Annotated in this window: 2 protein-coding genes; both read right to left on the bottom strand. The window is 42.0% G+C overall.

Annotated features, from left to right (window positions below; all coding sequences use genetic code 11):
• A partial coding sequence (locus VNZ46_RS02445) for a RagB/SusD family nutrient uptake outer membrane protein (RefSeq protein WP_325558479.1) occupies positions 1–1044 on the bottom strand: 1044 nt, incomplete at its 3' end.
• A gap of 11 nt (positions 1045–1055) precedes the next feature.
• On the bottom strand, positions 1056–3319 hold a 2264-nt coding region (locus VNZ46_RS02440), incomplete at its 5' end, for a SusC/RagA family TonB-linked outer membrane protein (RefSeq protein ID WP_325558478.1).

The following is a 3319-nucleotide window of genomic DNA, read 5'->3' as shown; positions in this document are numbered from 1 at the left end:
AGGTTCAATATCCTTGTTGTTATAGGTTGTTGGCATCGGTAATCCATTATCATCTGTTTTAAAAGCATTGATCAGGTTATTGCTGGGCACATGAAAACCACAGCAACCATATTCCTGATTCATTGGGTAGTTCAGCTCATGTCCAAAATCCTCCCTTCCCTGCGGCGTACCGTCGTTGATAGAATACTGAATGGCAAAAACAGATTCTTTGCCATTCTCAAACTGGGATAAAAAGTTATTGGCAAAATCGGCGCTTAAAGCATAAGAGCCAGAAGCAATCACCTCATCGCACAGGCTGTTCACCTGGGTCAATTTGGCCTGATCGATAGAAGTTACATTATTGCTTTCATCCTGGGTATAGGCATGGTACAACAGCGCTTTGGCAAGATAAGATTTTGCAGCAAATTTATTGGCTCTTCCAATTTCAGGTTGCGTGGCCGGCAGGTTTGCTGCAGCGAAACTGAAATCATCTTCTATTTTTTTCCATAAAGCATCATCGCTCAACGCCCGGTTAGAAATGGTCGCGTAATTCTCTTTGGGAAGGGTTTCGTCAATATAAGGCACATATTTAAACAGGATTTTTAAAAGGAAATAAAAATGTCCTCTTAAAAACTTCAGTTCACCTTGTCTGATGGTTTTATTGGGAAAATCAGCAGCAGATATGGCATTTACGCGAGCCAGGGCATCATTTACTCTTCCTATACCCACGTATAAACGAAACCAAAGTGCATCTGTAGGTCCGTAGTCTACACGGTTTAGCGAAAAGGTCTCATAGCCATGAAATTCACTAACGTCACCCGGACCATCTCCCCCTTTATAAGCATCGCCGCTGCGAATACTGCCATAGGGCCACATGCTGCTGTAAGGAGTCATATATTCATCATTGCCTAAAGCAGAATAAGCAGCAATAACCATTTTATCTACATTGGCGGGCGTATTCAGATCGCTGCTTGCTGCTGTGCCCTGTGGATTTGTGTCTAAGGCCTTTTTACAGGAAATTAAACACACACACATTAGAACTGCTATATATATTTTGTTATTCATGTCTGTAAGAATTAAAATGAAACATTAATACCCATAGTTCCAATCACTGGGATTGGATAAATATTGGAAGGGTTTTCCGGATCTGTTGCAGTATAAGATTTGCTCTTAATGGTGAGCAGGTTACTGGCCTGAACATAGACTCTTGCAGTTTTGATATGCAAACTGCTTAAGGCATCTTTCAGGCTATAACCCAGTTGTATGTTCCGCAACTTCAAATAAGATCCGTTTTCTATAAAATAAGTAGAACTCCTGCCTTCATTGTTGCGGTCTACAGTGGTTAAGGCCGGAATGGTTGAATTTGGATTTTGAGGTGTCCAGGCATCTAATGTTCTTGTTCCCCAGTTGGCGCCCGGTGCAATAGAAGCAAAATCAGTTAATCCTTTATAGGTGTTATACTCCTTTACACCCTGCACACCCTGAAAAAAGAACACCAGGTCAAATCGCTTGTAGCTGATGCTGGCATTCAAACCATAGGTAAAATTTGGATCTGTTGTTCCGATAAACTGCTGATCCTTACTATCAATAACACCGTCGCCGTTCAAATCCTTATACCGGATACGGCCAAGGCCTTTACCGGGCTGAACGGCTGAATTGTTGACCTCACTTTGAGAAGTAAACAAGCCATCAGCAACATAGCCATAGATAGAGGTTACTGATCTACCTAATATGGTCTGATCTGTACCATTACCCGGGTATGATGCAATAGCATCTGGCGGCAGGCTGGTGATCTTGCTTCTGTAGGCTGCTATGTTACCTGTTAAAGTAAAAGAAAGATCTTGCGAAACTCTTCCATTATAGTTTAAAAGGAACTCAAAACCCGTATTTCTAACAGAGGCAGCATTAATTGTACGGTTACCGGCTTCGCCTAAAACTGCCAGATAAGCCGGCGTAAGCAGGATATCTTTGGTATTCTTAACAAAGTAGTCTGCAGATCCGGTAATGGTATTGTTGAACAAACCAAAATCCAGACCAAAGTTGGATTGGGAAGTCGTTTCCCATTTCAGATTATCATTACCCTGTTGTATCTGCGTAAAGCCTGAAGGCAACTGACCTGTTCCAGCCCCACCGATATCATAGGCAGAACCTGTTTCATAACCAAAAACATGGTTTACGCCATAAATTGCGGAATACAGGGTGTAAGGAGCATAATAAGGACTAGCCTGGTTACCGGTTTGTCCGTAAGAAAACCTCAGTTTCAAATCTGATATGGCGTGAATATTGTCTTTAATAAAACCTTCTTCGCTTAAACGCCAGCCCAGGGAAACTGCAGGAAAGACCCCATATCTTTGGTTCGTTCCAAACCGGGAAGACCCGTCCCGCCTTACTGTAACGGAGGCCAGGTATTTATCATCATAAGAATAATTGGCTTTACCGAAGAAAGAAAGCAATGCATAAGTTGCACCAGAGCCGCCATTATCGATATTGGTTGATCCTGAGCTAAGGTAGGCATAGTCTATGTTTTCCAAACCAACACCTTGTCTGGTACCATAAAAGCTCTGATTGATATACTTCACTTGTTCCTGGCCAGCCAGCACGTCAAGCTTGCTTTTTCCTTTGTTCAGATTATAGGTTAATGTATTGGTAAATATCCAGTTGCCCTCATAGTTTGCGTTCTGATTTACCAGATTGGTTGGATCGGATAGAAAACCAGATACATAGGATTTTCTTAAAGTACGGGCATAGTTGCCATTGTAATCTGCTGAAATACTGGTGCGAAAATTCAGGCCTTTAACGATATTGACTTCTGCATAAGCATTTCCCAATATTCTTCCGAAGTTATTTTTGTTCTGTTTATTGTCTTCTATTAGTCTTACCGGGTTCTGTCTGTCGGCCATTCCTGGAGCAGGGCCTCCCCATCCTATTCCATCTACGGTGTGGATAGGAACGGCGGGTTCTTCAATTTGCGAAAGAGAAGTCACATCACCCGTTGGGATCAGTACATCCTTCATATAGGTACCTGTAAATGTTTCGCCTATTTTTAAGCGTTTATTGAAAAAGCTATATTCAGAATTGAAACGGGCAGTAATTTTCTGATTGTGCGTTTCTTTGATCACACCTTTGTTGTCATAATAACTTACAGAAAAGAGGGAGTTTCCCTTTTCATTTCCATTAGCCATAGACAGGTTGTAAGACTGGATTACCGAAGTCTGGGCAATCTCATTAAACCAGTTGGTATTGGCCGGCTTCATGGTTTTGGCTGCATCCAGGAACTCAGGTAGAATCACCTGATTCAGTACTGGATTGCTGAAGTCATTGTTCCATTTGTACTGATACG

The sequence above is a fragment of the Pedobacter sp. genome (assembly GCF_035566355.1).
GTDB lineage: Bacteria > Bacteroidota > Bacteroidia > Sphingobacteriales > Sphingobacteriaceae > Pedobacter.
Note: the sequence above shows the minus strand (reverse complement) of the source record. Positions and strands in the feature narration are given on the sequence as shown.